Annotated in this window: 1 protein-coding gene; it reads right to left on the bottom strand. The window is 67.5% G+C overall.

Annotation, left to right across the window (positions count from 1 at the left end; all coding sequences use genetic code 11):
• Positions 1-782, bottom strand: a 782-nt coding sequence (locus IEZ09_RS45935) for an IS982 family transposase (protein ID WP_189260147.1), incomplete at both ends; no start/stop codon positions are given.

The following is a 782-nucleotide window of genomic DNA, read 5'->3' as shown; positions in this document are numbered from 1 at the left end:
GTTGGCTGGTGGCGCGGTTGTGCCAGATGGCGGCGGTCAGGGCGAGCAGGCGCTGGGCGATGCGGGCGGTGACGCCGTCGATGGTGCGGCCGCCGTGTAGCTCGAGATCGAGCTGGCCTTTGAGGGTGTCGTTGACTGACTCGATGAGTTGCCGGACCGGTTTGAGCAGGTGCTGAGCTGGATGCGGGGTGCGATTGCGATACGACGGCCGCAGCAGTCGCACGCCGCGTTCGGCGAGGAAGGTGTCGAGCTCACCGGAGACGTACCCCTTGTCCGCGATGATCAGCAGGCCAGGCCGGTCGGAGAGCACGGACGGGTCGTGGTCGAGGATGGCCATCAGGACTTGGCGTTCGTCGATCTTCGGGTTCGCAAGTGCCCAGGTGATCGGGAGTCCGGCTGGGGTGCAGATCAGGTGCAGACGCAGTCCCCAGAAGAACCGGGAGTGGCTGGAGCAGTAGCCGTATCCGGCCCAGCCTGCGAGCTCGGACCGTTTGGCGGTCTCGCGGGAGCGGCCGCACTCGACTGGGGTGGAGTCGACGACCCAGGTCGCGTCGGTCCACAGGTCGGTGTCGAGCGCGAGCATCCGGATGATGTGCTTGAGCAGCGGGACGGCGGCACGCAGTCGCTTGTTGTAGCCGGATTGCCGTGGCAGGTAAGTGAAAGCGCCCGGCAGGTGGCGGGGCAGGAACCGCAGCCAGCGGGCTTCGGAACGGATGCCGAGCAGTGCTTGGGCGACGGCGAGGGTGAGTAGTTCGGCGTCGGTCAGCCGGGGTGGTCGTCCG

It is taken from the genome of Lentzea flava (genome assembly GCF_014648475.1).
GTDB lineage: Bacteria > Actinomycetota > Actinomycetes > Mycobacteriales > Pseudonocardiaceae > Lentzea > Lentzea flava.
Note: the sequence above shows the minus strand (reverse complement) of the source record. Positions and strands in the feature narration are given on the sequence as shown.